This window comes from Streptomyces sp. NPDC059957, from assembly GCF_042730015.1.
Classification (GTDB): domain Bacteria; phylum Actinomycetota; class Actinomycetes; order Streptomycetales; family Streptomycetaceae; genus Streptomyces.
The window spans coordinates 33,586-48,647 of the sequence record NZ_JBHWMB010000042.1; the positions used below are offsets into that span (position 1 = coordinate 33,586).

The 15,062-nt window shown below is 72.7% G+C and carries 14 protein-coding genes; 4 read left to right on the top strand and 10 right to left on the bottom strand.

All coding sequences use genetic code 11. The features are described 5' to 3' along the window. Positions 1–59: 59 nt before the first annotated feature. Together ACFWBW_RS25950 and ACFWBW_RS25955 are read right to left on the bottom strand one after the other, a co-directional pair. The gene (locus ACFWBW_RS25950; protein ID WP_243337322.1) at positions 60–347 is read right to left on the bottom strand and encodes a DUF3039 domain-containing protein; all 288 of its coding nucleotides are present in this window, start codon (positions 345–347) and stop codon (positions 60–62) included. 87 nt (positions 348–434) lie between these two features. Next, the gene (locus ACFWBW_RS25955; protein ID WP_385376792.1) at positions 435–995 is read right to left on the bottom strand and encodes a YqgE/AlgH family protein; all 561 of its coding nucleotides are present in this window, start codon (positions 993–995) and stop codon (positions 435–437) included. Between the two features lie 285 nt (positions 996–1,280). Between ACFWBW_RS25955 and murA the strand changes: the two genes are divergently transcribed. Then, on the top strand, positions 1,281–2,624 hold the full coding sequence (gene murA / locus ACFWBW_RS25960; RefSeq protein ID WP_383951820.1) for a UDP-N-acetylglucosamine 1-carboxyvinyltransferase: 1,344 nt from the start codon (positions 1,281–1,283) through the stop codon (positions 2,622–2,624). Positions 2,625–2,875: 251 nt separating this feature from the next. On the opposite strand, the gene ACFWBW_RS25965 is transcribed toward murA, so the two are convergent. The 8 genes from ACFWBW_RS25965 to ACFWBW_RS26000 all read right to left on the bottom strand — a co-directional run bounded on the left by ACFWBW_RS25965 (position 2,876) and on the right by ACFWBW_RS26000 (position 12,899). After that, the gene (locus ACFWBW_RS25965; RefSeq protein ID WP_007264399.1) at positions 2,876–3,157 is read right to left on the bottom strand and encodes an HU family DNA-binding protein; all 282 of its coding nucleotides are present in this window, start codon (positions 3,155–3,157) and stop codon (positions 2,876–2,878) included. Positions 3,158–3,490: 333 nt separating this feature from the next. After that, on the bottom strand, positions 3,491–4,915 hold the full coding sequence (locus tag ACFWBW_RS25970) for an NAD-dependent malic enzyme (RefSeq protein WP_385376797.1): 1,425 nt from the start codon (positions 4,913–4,915) through the stop codon (positions 3,491–3,493). 485 nt (positions 4,916–5,400) lie between these two features. Next, the gene (locus tag ACFWBW_RS25975) at positions 5,401–7,722 is read right to left on the bottom strand and encodes a HelD family protein (RefSeq protein WP_385376800.1); all 2,322 of its coding nucleotides are present in this window, start codon (positions 7,720–7,722) and stop codon (positions 5,401–5,403) included. A 150-nt stretch (positions 7,723–7,872) separates the two neighbouring features. Continuing rightward, the gene (locus tag ACFWBW_RS25980; protein ID WP_385376802.1) at positions 7,873–8,442 is read right to left on the bottom strand and encodes a CGNR zinc finger domain-containing protein; all 570 of its coding nucleotides are present in this window, start codon (positions 8,440–8,442) and stop codon (positions 7,873–7,875) included. Positions 8,443–8,502: 60 nt separating this feature from the next. Beyond that, on the bottom strand, positions 8,503–9,048 hold the full coding sequence (locus ACFWBW_RS25985) for a GNAT family N-acetyltransferase (protein ID WP_385376805.1): 546 nt from the start codon (positions 9,046–9,048) through the stop codon (positions 8,503–8,505). Positions 9,049–9,095: 47 nt separating this feature from the next. Then, on the bottom strand, positions 9,096–10,256 hold the full coding sequence (locus ACFWBW_RS25990) for a uroporphyrinogen-III synthase (RefSeq protein ID WP_385376808.1): 1,161 nt from the start codon (positions 10,254–10,256) through the stop codon (positions 9,096–9,098). A 168-nt stretch (positions 10,257–10,424) separates the two neighbouring features. Beyond that, entirely contained in the window at positions 10,425–11,795 is a 1,371-nt protein-coding gene (locus ACFWBW_RS25995) for a nitrate/nitrite transporter (protein WP_385376810.1), read from the bottom strand. 141 nt (positions 11,796–11,936) lie between these two features. Next, the gene (locus tag ACFWBW_RS26000; RefSeq protein ID WP_385376813.1) at positions 11,937–12,899 is read right to left on the bottom strand and encodes a LysR family transcriptional regulator; all 963 of its coding nucleotides are present in this window, start codon (positions 12,897–12,899) and stop codon (positions 11,937–11,939) included. A gap of 83 nt (positions 12,900–12,982) precedes the next feature. Between ACFWBW_RS26000 and ACFWBW_RS26005 the strand changes: the two genes are divergently transcribed. The 3 genes from ACFWBW_RS26005 to ACFWBW_RS26015 are packed head-to-tail and all read left to right on the top strand — an operon-like array spanning position 12,983 to position 15,038. Continuing rightward, complete coding sequence (locus ACFWBW_RS26005; RefSeq protein ID WP_385376816.1) at positions 12,983–14,389, top strand: MFS transporter; 1,407 nt, start codon at positions 12,983–12,985, stop codon at positions 14,387–14,389. Positions 14,390–14,427: 38 nt separating this feature from the next. Further along, positions 14,428–14,691, top strand: a complete 264-nt coding sequence (locus ACFWBW_RS26010) for a hypothetical protein (protein ID WP_385376819.1) — start codon at positions 14,428–14,430, stop codon at positions 14,689–14,691. Beyond that, positions 14,688–15,038 (top strand): type II toxin-antitoxin system PemK/MazF family toxin, encoded by a 351-nt coding sequence (locus ACFWBW_RS26015; RefSeq protein ID WP_385376822.1) that lies wholly within the window; start codon positions 14,688–14,690, stop codon positions 15,036–15,038. Before ACFWBW_RS26010 ends, ACFWBW_RS26015 begins: the two co-directional genes overlap by 4 nt. Positions 15,039–15,062: the final 24 nt, after the last annotated feature.

The window sequence follows — 15,062 nt, forward strand, 5'->3', positions numbered from 1 at the left end:
CCTCGGTGCGCAAAGCTGCGCCCCGAGGGCCTTCGTCCCGCTCCAGGAGGGCCGCAGGACTACTTCCCGTCCTTGCCGCCCTTGTCCTTGTCCCCGCCGGGGCCCATGGACTCGTAGATCTCCTTGCACATGGGGCAGACCGGGTACTTCTTCGGATCCCGGCCCGGAACCCAGACCTTGCCGCAGAGCGCGACGACGGGGGTGCCCCCGAGCGCGCTCTCCATGATCTTGTCCTTCTGGACGTAGTGGGCGAAGCGCTCGTGGTCGCCGTCGCCGTGGGACACCTGCGGCGTCGGCTCTACGAGGGTCCCCGTACCAGTCCCGCGATCGGGCTCAAGAGTGCTCATGACTGCCAGGGTACCGAGTCCCTCGCGCGCGAGGGATCCGCGGCGGGCGCCCCCGGCCCGTCCCCGCCCCCGCCCATGTCCCCGGGCTCAGTTCAGCGACGGGTCGTCCGCGTACGTGGCCACCATGGCCAGCTCGCTGCGCTGGCGCCGCAGCACCGCGCGCCAGAGCCGCTCGGGGTCCGGGAAGGAGACGTCGCCCGGCTCGGAGTCGACGACGTACCAGGCGCCCACGCCCAGTTCCTCCTCCAGCTGCCCCGGGCCCCAGCCCGAGTACCCGGCGAAGATGCGCAGGCCGCCCAGGGCCGCCGCGAGGAGTTCGGGCGGGGCCTCCAGGTCCACCAGGCCGATCGCCCCGTGCACCCGGCGCCAGCCGAGCGGCCCCTCCTCGCCCGGGATGACCGCCAGGCCCAGCGCGGAGTCCAGCGCGACCGGGCCGCCCTGGAAGACGACTCCGGGGTCCTTGGCCAGAGGAGCCCAGGACAGCAGGACGTCACCGACGCCCACCGGGGTGGGGCGGTTGAGGACGACGCCGAGCGAGCCCTGCTCGTCGTGGTCGAGCAGCAGCACCACCGCGCGGTCGAAATTCGGGTCCGCGAGGGCGGGGGTGGCCACGAGCAACCGCCCTGTGAGGGAGGACACCTCGGTCATGGCGACATGATCTCGCACATTCGCCCGCGAGGGGGAGTGGGCGGCACGTTCCGATACGTGCGCAGCTCAGGGCGCACCGCGGCAATTCGGGGCGCGCACGGGCCTCCTGGCGGCCGCCGGCCGGACCCCCGCCGGAAGGAGACGCTCCGCCACCTGGCGGGCACCCAGGGTGTTGTACCGAATTCATGACAGTCCTACGGCCCCGTCAGCCTTACGAACAGGGGGGTAGTGCCCCTTACCCTTTTCACTGGCCCCCTGCCCACCCCTCTCCGGAACGCGAGATTCATGACCGGCATCAGTGACGATGTACTGCTTGTCCACGGCGGAACTCCGCTCGAGGGCGAGATCCGTGTCCGCGGCGCGAAGAACCTCGTACCCAAGGCGATGGTCGCGGCCCTGCTCGGCAGCGAGCCCAGCCGGCTGCGCAACGTTCCCGACATCCGGGACGTCCGGGTCGTGCGCGGGCTGCTCCAGCTGCACGGGGTGACCGTCCGCCCCGGCGACGAACCGGGCGAGCTGGTGCTCGACCCCTCGCACGTCGAGAGCGCGAACGTCGCGGACATCGACGCGCACGCGGGCTCTTCGCGCATCCCGATCCTCTTCTGCGGCCCCCTGCTGCACCGCCTCGGCCACGCCTTCATCCCCGGCCTCGGCGGCTGCGACATCGGCGGCCGGCCGATCGACTTCCACTTCGAGGTGCTCCGCCAGTTCGGCGCGACCATCGAGAAGCGCGAGGGCGGTCAGTACCTGGAGGCCCCGCAGCGACTGCGCGGCTGCAAGATCCGCCTGCCCTACCCGTCGGTCGGCTCGACCGAGCAGGTGCTGCTGACGGCCGTCCTGGCCGAGGGCGTCACCGAGCTCAGCAACGCCGCCGTCGAACCGGAGATCGAAGACCTCATCTGCGTCCTGCAGAAGATGGGCGCGATCATCTCCGTCGACACCGACCGGACCATCCGGATCACCGGCGTGGACCGCCTCGGCGGCTACAACCACAAGGCGCTCCCGGACCGGCTGGAAGCCGCCTCCTGGGCGTCCGCGGCGCTGGCCACCGGCGGCAACATCTACGTGCGCGGCGCGCAGCAGCGTTCGATGATGACGTTCCTGAACACCTTCCGCCGGGTCGGCGGGGCGTTCGAGATCGACGACGACGGCATCCGCTTCTGGCACCCGGGCGGCCCGCTCAACGCCATCGCGCTGGAGACGGACGTCCACCCCGGCTTCCAGACCGACTGGCAGCAGCCGCTGGTCGTGGCGCTGACCCAGGCCACCGGCCTGTCGATCGTCCACGAGACGGTCTACGAGTCCCGCCTGGGATTCACCTCCGCGCTCAACCAGATGGGCGCGCACATCCAGCTCTACCGGGAGTGCCTGGGCGGCAGCGCCTGCCGCTTCGGCCAGCGCAACTTCCTGCACTCGGCCGTCGTCTCGGGGCCCACCAAGCTCCAGGGCGCCGACCTGGTCATCCCCGACCTGCGCGGCGGTTTCTCGTACCTGATCGCGGCGCTCGCCGCCGAGGGCACCAGCCGGGTGCACGGCATCGACCTGATCAACCGGGGCTACGAGAACTTCATGGAGAAGCTCGTGGAACTGGGCGCCAAGGTCGAGCTCCCGGGCGGCGACCTCGTCTGACGGGCATCGTCCGAAGGGCATCGCCTGACGGGCACGGATCCGCGCCCGCGGGCCTAGATCCACACAGACCGCCCCAGAACGCCCCCACAGGCCCCGTACAGGGCCTGTGGGGGCGTTCTGGCTCCCGGGGGCCACCCGGGGTGCCGCAAGCGACGAGAGGCGGCCACCCGGTGCCGGGTGGCCGCCTCTCGCGTACTACGTACTACTACTGCCGTCCCAAGGGCCTCTGTGGCCCTCGGCACAAGGGCGGACTACTTGCCCTTGGCGGCTTCCTTGAGCTTGGAGCCCGCGGAGACCTTCACGCTGTAGCCGGCCGGGATCTGGATGGGGTCGCCGGTCTGCGGGTTGCGCGCGGTGCGAGCGGCACGGTGGGTGCGCTCGAAGGTCAGGAAGCCGGGGATGGTGACCTTCTCGTCGCCCTTGGCGACAATCTCGCCGACGGTCTCGGCGAGCGCGGCCAGAACGGCGTCGGCGTCCTTGCGGGTCACCTCGGCGCGCTCGGACAGAGCGGCCACCAGCTCACTGCGGTTCATGTTGTACTCCCGTGTTCAACGTGCCTTAGAGGCGTGAGATCGAAGCCGATGCTGCCAGGGCCCTAGGACAGTCCCCGGACCCGGGTCTGACGTCAGACCCTCTCGCCCGGTTACGCATCCTGCCCCCACCACCGGCGGGAAAGCCAATCCGGCACCCGCCGGGGTCACACGAAAAGCGCCACAGTCACGCCGCGGTGACGCTCCGTCCGCACCGGAAGACGCCCGGATGGGTGTCCGGAGACGCGGACCGCGGGCCACGCGGGCATCCCCGCAACCCTATGGGCGGCCCGGGGGGCCCGCATCCCGCGACGCGCCGGGGAGACGCGCCGGGGATCAGACGGAGGTGGGCGCCGTCACGGCCGCGGAGGCCGCCTTGCGGACGGCTCCGGCGACCGCGCCCGCGACCTTGTCGTTGAAGACCGACGGGATGATGTAGTTCGCGTTCAGCTCGTCCTCGCCGACCACGTCGGCCAGGGCGCTCGCGGCGGCCAGCATCATGTCGGTGTTCACGGTGCGCGACTGGGCGTCCAGCAGGCCGCGGAAGACGCCCGGGAAGACCAGCACGTTGTTGATCTGGTTAGGGAAGTCGGAACGGCCGGTGGCCACGACGGCGGCGGTCTGGCGGGCGATCGCCGGGTCCACCTCGGGGTCCGGGTTCGCGAGCGCGAACACGATCGCGCCTTCCGCCATGGCGGCCACGTCCTCGCCGGACAGGACGTTGGGGGCCGAGACGCCGATGAACACGTCGGCGCCGACCACGGCCTCCTTCAGGGTGCCCGTGTAGCCCTCGGGGTTGGTGTTGTCGGCGATCCAGCGCAGCGGGGAGTCCGCGGCCGCGTCGACGAGGTCGGGGCGGTCCGCGTGCACCACTCCGTGGATGTCGGCGCTGACGGCGTTCTTGACGCCCGCGGCGAGGAGCAGCTTGAGGATGGCGGTACCGGCGGCGCCGGCGCCCGACATGACCACCTTGACGTCGCCAACGGCCTTGCCCACCACGCGCAGTGCGTTGGTGAGGGCGGCGAGGACCACGATGGCGGTGCCGTGCTGGTCGTCGTGGAAGACGGGGATGTCGAGGGCCTCGCGCAGCCGGGCTTCGATCTCGAAGCAGCGCGGCGCGGAGATGTCCTCCAGGTTGATACCTGCGAAGCCCGGGGCGATCGCCTTGACGATGGCGACGATCTCGTCGGAATCCTGGGTGTCCAGGCAGATCGGCCAGGCGTCGATGCCGGCGAAGCGCTTGAAGAGGGCCGCCTTGCCCTCCATGACGGGCAGCGCCGCCATCGGGCCGATGTTGCCGAGGCCCAGCACGGCGCTGCCGTCCGTCACGACTGCGACGGAGTTGCGCTTGATGGTCAGACGGCGGGCGTCCTCGGGGTTCTCGGCGATCGCCATGCACACCCGGGCCACGCCCGGGGTGTAGATCATCGAGAGGTCGTCGCGGTTGCGGATGGGGTGCTTCGACTGCATCTCGATCTTGCCGCCGAGGTGCATCAGGAAGGTGCGGTCGGAGACCTTGCCGAGGCTGACCCCCTCGATCCCGCGGAGCTTCTCGACGATCTCGTCGGCGTGCGCCGTGGACGTCGCGGCGATGGTGACGTCGATACGGAGCTTCTCGTGGCCGGATGCGGTCACGTCGAGGCCGGTGACCGAGCCACCGGAGGACTCCACGGCGGTGGTGAGCTGGGAGACCGCGGTACCGCTCGCGGGCACTTCCAGGCGGACCGTCATCGAGTACGAGACGCTGGGCGCCGTTGCCATGGCCGTGTTCCTCTTCTGTCCCTGGTTCTTGTACACACAGGGTCCCGCGCCGAGCCGCCGAGAACATGGCAGGTATGGCAGGACCTGTTGTCCGATCGTCCCACCTACCAGCCGGTACAAGGTAACCAGCTACAAATTTCGGAAGAACTCTTCCACCATACGAGATAACCGGGGTCTGCGGAATGGGTGGCCCATACAAAAAGGTCCGCGCCCCCCACTGGGTGGAGGACGCGGACCTGGTGCTTCATACGCCTATGACACCGACCCGCCATGCTCGCCTCGCGGCAAGTGGTCGCTCTAGGCGACTAAGGTTGGGCCCGGGGGCTTGGATCGAGTCGGTGCCGTAACCCAGGCTAACAAAGGTTCGCCCGAACTGATCCCCCCACCGGCGACCGGTTGAGGGACCACGCCGTTGGCCGCCGACCAACCGGCCCTATGACGGAAACCGGCCCCCTACGGCGGCACCCTCCGGCCCTACGGCAGCCTCACGGCCGGAGCAGCGCCGCGACCCCCTCGGCATCCGGCTCGTCCCGGTCGGTGGAGATCACCGTCAGCTGCTGCGTCGCACGGGTCAGGGCCACGTAGAGCACCCGCAGACCGGCCGGGGACTCGTCCGCGATCTCCGCCGGGGAGACGACCACCGTGGCGTCGTACTCCAGGCCCTTCGCCTCCAGGCTGCCCAGTGCGACCGCCCGCTCCCCCAGCTCCGCGAGCCAGCCCGCCGCCTCCGCGCGCCGGTCCATGGCCACGACCACGCCGACCGTGCCGTCCACCTGCTCCAGCAGCCGCCGGGTCTCCTCCACGACCGTGGAGCGCAGGTCCCCCGTCGCCGCCGTGAAGCGCGGCAGCAGGCCCGTGGAGCGCACCGCCGTCGGCGGCTCCGTGCCCGGCGCCGCCAGCTTCAGCACCCGCGAGGCGACCTCGGCGACCTCGGCCGGGTTGCGGTAGTTCACCGTCAGGGTGAACTTGCGCCGAGGCCGCGTGCCCAGCGCCTCGTCGCGCGCGGCGGCCGCCTCCTCGGGATCGGTCCACGAGGACTGCGCCGGGTCTCCGACCACCGTCCACGTGCCGCCCCGGCCGCGTCGGCCGACCATCCGCCACTGCATCGGCGTCAGGTCCTGCGCCTCGTCGACGATGACGTGCGCGTACTCGGTGCGCTCCGCCGCGAGCCGCTCGGCCCGCTCCCACTGGGTCTCCTCGCGGGTGGGCATCAGCTCCTCCAGCCCGCTGAGCTGATCGAGCGGATCCATCTGCCGCTTCTTCTTGGGCCGCGCGGGCGCGCCCAGCAGCTGCTGGAGCTCGTCCAGGAGCGCCACGTCGTGCACCGACAGGGCGCCCTTGCCGTCCGGGCCCACCCGGCGCAGGGAGCGCGCCACCTGACGGGTCTCGCGCGGGTTCAGGTCCCGGCGCGACCAGCGCGACAGCCGCCGCTCGTCGGCCATGCAGGCCAGCACCCCGCGCGGGGTCAGCTCGGGCCACCAGGCGTTCAGGAAGTCGATGAACGCGTCCTCCGTCGAGATGTCCTCGTCGAAGGCGGAGCGCAGCTCGGCCGCGAGCTCCGGGTCGCTGTGCCGGCCGTGTCCGCCGGACTTGGAGTACAGCGCGTCGAGCAGGAGCTTGCGGGCGCGCGGGCGCAGCAGGTTGACCGGAGCCGTGCCGGACAGGACGTTCTGCCGGATCCGGTCGAGGTCGGGGGCCTCCAGCTCCTGGCGGCGCCCGAAGGCCACCACGCGCAGCCGGTCGGGGGCGGGGGCCCCGCCGGGACCGCCGAACTCCAGTGCTCCCCGTACGGCCTTGCGCAGCACCTTCAGCATCCGGGACGAGCCCTTGACGCGTGCCGTGGACGGGTCGTCGTACGTGGTCGCCTCGGCCCCGTCGACGAGCGAGCCGAGCGCCCGGATGGCGACCTGGCCCTCCTCGCCGAGGGAGGGCAGGACGCCCTCGGTGTAGGCGACCAGGAGCGGGGTCGGGGAGACGATCAGGATGCCGCCGGAGTAGCGCCGGCGGTCCTGGTAGAGCAGGTAGGCGGCGCGGTGCAGGGCGACGGCGGTCTTGCCGGTGCCCGGTCCGCCCGCGACCTCGGCGACCGAGGCGGCGGGCGCCCGGATGACGAGGTCCTGCTCGGCCTGGATCGAGGAGACGATGTCGCGCATCGAGTGCGTACGGGCCCGCCCCAGGGCGGCCATCAGGGCGCCGTCGCCGATGACGGGCAGCTCGCCCCCGTCGAGGAAGGCGGTCACCTCGGGGCGCATCAGGTCGTCCTCGACACCGAGCACCTTGCGGCCCTTGGAGCGGATGACCCGGCGGCGCACGACGCGGCCGGGCTCCTTGGGGGTGGAGCGGTAGAACGGCGCGGCCGCGGGGGCCCGCCAGTCGATGACGAGCGGCGCGTAGTCGGAGTCGAGGACTCCTATGCGGCCGATGTGGAGCGTCTCGGCGATATCGGCCGTGAGGTCGGTGCGGATCGCGTCGTCGGCGGGTTCGACGGAGGTGAAGGCGCCGTCGGGGCCCCGCTCCCCGTCCTTGCCGAGGACCAGGTCGATGCGGCCGAACAGGAAGTCCTCGAACTCGTTGTTGAGACGGTTGAGGTGGATCCCGGCACGGAACACCTGCGCGTCCCGTTCCGCGAGGGCGCCGGGCGTGCCGACCTGGCCACGCTTGGCGGCGTCGTTCATCAGGAACTCCGCCTCGTGGATCTTCTCCTCAAGGCGTCGGTACACGTGATCGAGATGCGTCTGCTCGACCGCGATCTCCCGATCGCGGACGGAATCCGCCGTGCTGTCGACAGCGGCATTCTGCGCGGCCACCAAGGCCCCTTTCTGACGTGCATGGGCAGCCGTCAACCGTACGCGAAGGGGCCCGTGTGCGCACGCCCCTTCCGGGACGGCTCGCGGATCAGGACGAAGATCACGCCCGGCGGGGGCCGCGGGCGGAGCCGGCCGGAGCGGGAGGCGGGGTCAGCCGGGGCGGGATTCGAGGACGCGCCGCCGGTGGCGGGCCACGCGCTCGCGGTTGCCGCAGAGCTCGCTGGAGCACCAGCGGCGGCGGTGTCCGCGCGAGGTGTCGAGGTAGACCCGGGCGCAGCCGTCGCCCTCGCAGGCGCGCAGCAGCTCCCGCTCGCCGGGGTCGGTGAGCAGTTCGACGGCGTCCCGGGCCACGGCGGCGAGCAGTCCGGCGCATTCGACGCCGCCGCACAACTCGCGTACGAGGTGCCCTTCTTGGTCCTGTACGGCACACAGTCCCGGGGGTGCACCGGCGGCCGCCGCGTTGACCCGGGCCAGCGCGGCCCCGGGCGGCGCGGCTCCGGCCAGCTCGGCCCGTACGAGGCTCTCGACGTCTGCGCGCAGCACCTGGAAGGCCCGCACCCAGTCGTCCCCGACGCGGCCGAGCGGCGTCCGGTCGGGCACCAGCCCGGTTCCGGTGAGCCACAGCCGCAGCCCGTCACCGTCCCGGATGCCGTCGGTACTCGCGTGGGGAGAAAAAGTCGCCACCAGGTCCAGGCAGACCCGCCCGGAGTCGAACCACATGCCCGTCACCGCCTCCCAGTCGGGGCGTGCCCCCAGAGTGCCCGTCCATCGGGCACTCGGCTAGAGGGCGGGCGGCTCGTCGTTCAGGAGCAGCTGGAAGAGGCGGTGGTCCCGCCAGTCCCCGCCGACGTGCAGGTAGCGGGGCGCGAGCCCGTACTGCTCGAAGCCCGCCTTCGCGAGCACCCGCTGCGAGGCCAGGTTCTCGACGCGGGTCCCCGCCTCGACGCGGTGCAGCCCCTCCTCATCGCGGGCGATCCGGATGACCTCGTGCAGCGCGGCGGTGGCCAGCCCCTTGCCGGTCCAGGCCTCGTCGATCCAGTAGCCGATGGCTCCGCTGCACAGTGCCCCGCGCACGATGTTCTGGAGGTTGATCGCCCCGACCTGCCCGCCGTCGGCGTCGAGCAGCACGAAGGGCCGCGCCCGGCCGCCCTCCTGGTCCGCGAGGAGTGCTTCGATCCGCGACCTCTGCCCGGCCTCGGTGTAGAACTCCTCGTCCCGCCAGGGCTCGTAGGGCTCCATGTACGCCCGGTTGCGCACCAGCGTCTCGGCCCTCCCGGCGGCGTCTTCCAGCCGCAGAGCCCTCATCTCCACCCCGTCAATGATCATCCGGGCACGCTAACGGACGGCGCGGGCCCCGGCCAGATCACTGCGCCTCAGGCGTCCGCGTACTTCGTGTCCGCGGCCATGTCCAGCGACAGCCGGTAGCCGCGCTTGACCACGGTCTGGATGAGGTTCGGCGCGCCCAGGGCCACGCGCAGGCGGGCCATCGCCGTTTCCACCGCGTGCTCGTCGCGGCCCGCGCCGGGCAGGGCGCGCAGGAGTTCGGAGCGGGCCACGACCCAGCCCGGGCGCCGGGACAGCGCCCTGAGCAGCGCCATGCCGGCCGGAGGGACGGGGCGCAGCTCGGCGTCGACGAGGACCGCGTGGCCGCGCAGCTCCAGCCGGTGTCCGGCCACCGGGAGCACGCGGGCCCGGCCCGGGAGTTCCTGGCACAGGAGCTGCACGAGGGGTCCGAGCCGGAAGCGCTCGGGCTGCACCGTGGTCACGCCTTCCGCCTGGAGCGGAAGGGCCGTCACCGGCCCTACGCACGCGGAGAGGACCGACCCGCCGGTCAGGGCCGCGATCACGGATTCCCGTACGCCCCGCTCCGCGGCCCGCGTCAGCAGGGAGGCCGCCGCCGGGGCGGAGGTGAAGCTCACCGCGTCCAGCCCTCCGGAGGTCACCGCGTCGATCAGCCGGTCCAGCGGCCCGAGGTCCTCGGGCGGCATCCAGCGGTAGACGGGTACGCCGACCACCTCGGCGCCGCCCGCCCGCAGGGCCTCGATGAACCCGGGCAGCGGTTCCCCGTGCAGCTGGAGCGCGATGCGCCGGCCGGCCACCCCGGCCGTGAGCAGCCGGTCCAGTACCTCGGCGAGCGATTCCGAGTGCGGGGACCAGGTCTCCACGAGCCCGGCGGCCCGGATCGCGCCCTTCACCTTCGGTCCGCGCGCCAGCAGTTCGGTCTCCCGCAGCCGCCCGAGCAGTTCCTCGCCGAGCCCCCACCCGTCGGCGGCCTCGATCCAGCCGCGGAAGCCGATGGCGGTGGTCGCCACCACCACGTCGGGCGCGCAGCCGATGAGTTCCTTGGTGGCGGACAGCAGCTCGGCGTCGTCGGCGAGCGGCACGATCCGCAGGGCGGGGGCGTGCAGCACGGTGGCCCCGCGGCGGCGCAGCAGGGCGATGAGCTCGTCGGCGCGCCGGGCGGCGGTGACCCCGACGGTGAATCCGGCGAGCGGGCCGGCCGGCGGACCGGTGGGGGTGTCCTGGTCGTGCATGGTGACCTGCCTCGCGCAGTGGTCGGGTCCGGTGTCGGGGTCCGATATCGGGGTCCGGCGTCGCGGTCACCCGCATGCGTGACGTTCGCGTGAACCGAGCCTGCCCTGGGGGCGTATCAGGCTCGGTTCACGCGTATTTCGGTGCCGTTAACCGGCGTGTGGCCGCCGTTACACCGAGGTGAGCTGCGGCTTCGCCTCCGCACCGGCCGTGGGGATCATCACCTGGGCGGGCCGGCGAAGGTATACCGCCCAGGTGACGGCGCAGCACACCGCGTAGAAGCCGAGGAAGGTCACGAAGGCCGCCGTGCCCGAGCCGGAGGTCAGGAAGGCCTCCCGGAATACCAGGTTGATGCCGAGCCCGCCGAGGGCGCCGACCGCGCCGATGAGTCCCATGGAGGCGCCGGACAGCCGCCGCCCGTACGCGGCCGCGTCCTCGCCGCTCATCCCGCGGGCCAGCGCCTTCGCCTGGAAGATGCCGGGGATCATCTTGTAGGTGGAGCCGTTGCCGAGCCCGCTGAGGACGAACAGCCCCACGAAGCCGATCAGGAACACCGGCAGGGATTCCCGTACGGAGGCCAGGATCACCACTCCGGTCGCCGCCGCCATCGCCACGAAGGTGCCCAGGGTGATCCGGGCGCCGCCGAAGCGGTCCGCGAGGGCCCCGCCGACCGGCCGGATGAGCGAGCCGAGCAGCGGTCCGATGAAGGTGAGCGAGGCCGCCTGGAGCGGGGTGCGGCCGAACTGCGTCTGGAGCACCAGCCCGAAGGCGAAGCTGTAGCCGATGAAGGAGCCGAAGGTGCCGATGTACAGGAACGCCATGATCCAGGTGTGCCCGTCGCGGGCCGCGTCGCGGACGGCTCCGGTGTCGTTGCGCACGGGCGCCAGGTTGTCCATCCGTACGGCGGCCAGCACCGCGGCGATCACGATGAGCGGGATGTAGGCGCCGAGCAGCAGCCGCGGGTGGCCGGCCCCGGCCGTGCCGATGACCAGGAGGGCGACGAGCTGGACGACGGGGACGCCGATGTTGCCGCCGCCCGCGTTGAGGCCGAGCGCCCAGCCCTTCTTGCGCAGCGGGAAGAAGGCGTTGATGTTCGTCATCGACGAGGCGAAGTTGCCGCCGCCGACCCCGGTCAGCGCGGCCACCAGCAGGAACGTGTTGTACGAGGTCCCGGGCTCCATCACCAGCCAGGCGGCGACCGTCGGCGCGAGCAGCAGCAGGGCGCTGACGACCGTCCAGTTGCGGCCGCCGAAGCGGGCCACGGCGAAGGTGTAGGGGACGCGGACCAGGGCGCCCACGCACGTGGCGGTGGCGATGAGGAAGAACTTCCCGGCGGGGTCGATCCCGTACTGCGGGCCCATGAAGAGCACCATCACGGACCACAAGGACCAGATCGAGAACCCGATGTGCTCCGAGAGCACGGAGTAGATCAGGTTGCGGCGGGCGGTCTTCTCCCCCGTCTCCCGCCAGAAGGTCTCGTCCTCGGGGTCCCACCGCTCGATCCAGCGGCCACCCTTGCGCGGTGCGGTCGTACTGGTCATCACACGCCTCCACAGCTGCTGCGATCACGTCGCGCTCGTCGGGCCTGGTCCGGCTCGTCGCGTCTCGTCCGTGGTGACGACCGTAGGAAGGGCTCGTTTCAGCCCCGGTCCCCGCCGGATGACCGGCGGGAAACCTTGCACTCACCCGCCGCCCGGGGCGGGTGTGAGCGCGGGCAGCCAGCTGTCCGGGGGCACGTCCAGCCAGCCGCGCCCGGCCCCGAGCTCGGCGGCGGCGCGGCGCAGCGCGTCGAGCCCGGGATGGCTGGATCCCTTCCGCCACACCATCGCGAGCGGGGACAGCGGCACGGGGGCGGTCAGTGGCCGCTTGACGGAGCCGGGCATGTCGAGGAAGTCCACCGTGGCGAGGACGGGACAGCCCGTCTTGGCCATGACGCGGCGGAACTCCTCCTTGCCCACCGCCACCGGCGCGGGCGGCGCCGGCTCGATGCCCCGCCCGGCGAACAGCTCGCGCGCCAGCCCGGTCCACTCCAGGGTCCGCGGGTTCCCGGCCCCGGTGTACACCGTCTCCCCGCGCAGCGCGTCCAGGGGTACGGCGTCCAGCGCGGCCAGCGCGTGCCCCTCGGGCAGCAGCACCGCGAGCGGCTCGTACCGTACGGGCGTCCGCGCGAGGCGGGCCCGCAGCGCCGGGTCGAGGCCGTCGGCGTACCCGAAGGAGACGTCGAGGCGGCCCGCGGCGATCTCGGCGGCGGCGTGGGTGAGCCCGGACTCGAAGCGGGCCATCAGCTCGCAGTCGGGGGCGAGTTCGCGGGCCCGCTCCAGGACGCTGCGGGCGGTGCCGGGGCCGTCGGTGTTGAGGTCGACGAGCAGCGGGCGGGGCCCCGCGAACACCCCGGCCAGCTCCTCGTGGGCGCGCAGCACGCCCCGGGCCAGGGGCAGCAGCCGCTCCCCGTCCGGGGTCAGCTCGACGGCGCGGGTGGTGCGGACGAACAGGGCCGCGCCCAGGATCTGTTCGAGCCGGCGCACGTCCCGGCTGAGGGCCTGCTGGGCCACGTAGAGCCGGGCGGCGGCACGGGTGAAGTGCAGCTCCTCGGCGACGGCGAGGAAGGCGCGCAGCAGGCGGGGTTCCACGTCTCGGGGCGTCACCTGCGGAGACTAACAACAGGAGGCGGTGAATGACCCCCGAACAGGTGTTGGACCGCCGGCGGCCGCGGCCCGAGCCTTGATCCATGCCCACCGCCACCCCGCCGCCCGCCGTCCCGCCGTCCGCCGTCCCGGCGGCCGGCCCCTCCGGCCTCCCTGGCGCTGCCCCGGCGGCCGCCGCCGCGCCGCCCGCCCGGCCTTCCGGCGCCGTCCGCCGCTCCGCCCCGGCCGCGACCGCCCCGCTCATGGCCGTCACCGGCACCACGCTGGTGCTCGCTGCCGCCCCGGCACGGCAGCAGCGCCCGGCCCGCACGGCGCGGCCGACCCGCGCCCCGGGCCCGTACCGGCGGCTCTTCGCCCTCCCCGGTACCCGCGGCTTCACCACCGGGAACCTCATCGCCCGGCTCCCCATGGGCATGTTCGGGATCAGCGCCGTCATGATGATCGCGGGCCAGCGTGGCTCGTACGCCCTCGCCGGCGGGGTCGTGGCGGCCGGTCTGGCGGCCACCGCGGTCGTGGCCCCCTGGACGGCCCGGCTGGTCGACCGGCACGGGCAGGCGCGCGTCGCCGTCCCCGCCACCCTGATCGCCGTACTCGGCTCGCTCTCGCTCGTCGCGTGCGTCCGTACCGAGGCGCCCGCCTGGACCCTCTTCGCCTCCTACGCCGCCACCGCGACCACCCCCAACATCGGCGGCATGTCCCGCGCCCGCTGGACGCACCTGCTGAAGGGCGACCCTGCGGCGCACCACACCGCGATGTCCTTCGAACAGGCCGCGGACGAGCTGGCCTTCATGCTCGGGCCGGTGGTCGCCGCGTTCCTCTGCACCGCCGTCTTCCCGGAAGCGGGCACGCTCGCCGGCGCCGCGCTGCTCCTGACCGGGATGCTGGTCTTCACGGCCCACCGCGCCACGGAGCCCCCGGCGGCGGCACCGGTCCGCGGCAAGTCCCCGCTGCGGAGCCTGGGACGGCTGCTGCCGCTCTTCTTCGTCCTCGGCACCATGTTCGGCTCACTGGAGATCACCTCCGTCGCCCACCTGGGCGGCCACGGCCTCGGCGCGCTCTCGGGCCCGGTCATCGCCCTCCAGGCGGCGGGCTCCTGCCTGGCCGGCCTGCTCTACGGCACCCTGCGACCGCGCGGACTGCCGGCCTGCCTGGCCGTCCTGGCCGGGGCGATGGCACTGCCCTGGGCCGCGGCGGCCACCGGCTCGGTCCCGGCCCTGGCGGCGGCCCTGCTCGCGGCCGGCACGGCCACGGCCCCGGTCATGGTCACCGCGATGTCCCGGATCCACGCCGCGATCCCGCCGGGCCGCCTCAACGAGGGCATGACCCTCGCCGTCACCGCGATCTTCGCAGGCATCTCGGTGGGCTCGGCGACGGCCGGCTCCGCGATCGACCACCTGGGCACGACCGCCCCGTACGCCCTCCCGGCGGCAGCGGCGCTGCTGGCGCTCCTCCTGGGCGGGTCGCGGGGCCCAAAGCGGCAAGAAGGCTAGGGATACCTATCGGGATACCTGACAGGTATACTCCGCGTATGGCAGCAGCAGCGATCACCACGATAAAGGTGCCCGTCGACCTCCGCGACCGGATCAGTGAGGTCGCGGCCGAACTCGGCGGCACGATGGCCGCAGCCCTGGAACGCCTCCTCGACGACCACCGCCGCCAGCGCATCCTCGACCAGTACACCCGCCTCCAGGCCGACCCGGTCGAGTGGGCCGAGTACATGGCCGAGCTGGGCGAGTGGGACGCCCTCGCCGGCGACGGCCTCGCCGGTGACCCCTGGGAGACCAACGCGTGAGCCGTCTCGCCCGCCCCTGGCAGGTCTGGTACGCCGACCTCTCCCCCGTCATCGGGAGCGAGCAGTCAGGGCGTCGCCCGATCCTCGTGCTCTCCTCCCCCACCCACGCGGCGTTCCCCATCCCCAGGACGATCGTCGTGCCCTTGACCACGAAGACCCGGGGCCTGGATCACCACGTCCCCATCACCTCCCGCGAATCCGGCCTCGACCGCCCGAGTTGGGCCCGCACCGACGACATCCGCTCCATCAGCGAGCAGCGCCTCGTCGGCCAGCGCCCCCTCGGCGTGATCACGGACAAGGAGAAGAACGAGGTCCGCCGGTACCTGCGCCTGATGCTCGACCTCTGACACGCACCCATCAGCGCACGACAA